Raw genomic sequence first — 410 nt, 5'->3', positions numbered from 1 at the left:
GCTTGGGATCCTCGTCCAACCATGGCGCCGTGAGGTCCAGGTGAGCGATGCATTTCGCCTCGAGATCGGCCATGCACAGCGCCTGGGGCGAGGCCGGACCGAATCGGCTCAGTTCGCCCACGGCCAACGCCTTCGGTGGCCGCGTCGACTCGAGAACGGTCTCGTGGGCCGCCCGACGCAATGTGAGGCCCTGGTCGGCCGGGCCGGGCGTGGGTGTGTCGCCCCGGAGCACCGAGTCCAGCAGATCCACCGTCACGCTGTCCGCCAGTCGGTGGAGCGCCACCTCGGCCAGTTCCTTTGCGGTGCGCCCCACATCCAGGGTGGTGCCGATACGTATGCTCGCCTCGTTGATCAGCTGCATCCGCTCCCTGGCCCGGTGGGCATCGGTGATGTCGACGACCGCGTGACAC

1 protein-coding gene is annotated in these 410 nt (G+C 68.5%); it reads right to left on the bottom strand.

Annotated elements, in window-relative coordinates:
* A partial coding sequence (locus tag AC1DYK_RS35985) for a hypothetical protein (protein WP_478170619.1) occupies nucleotides 1–410 on the bottom strand: 410 nt, incomplete at both ends.

The sequence above is a fragment of the Variovorax sp. P2_H12 genome, assembly GCF_056403395.1.
This window is presented reverse-complemented; position numbering and strand designations above follow the sequence as displayed.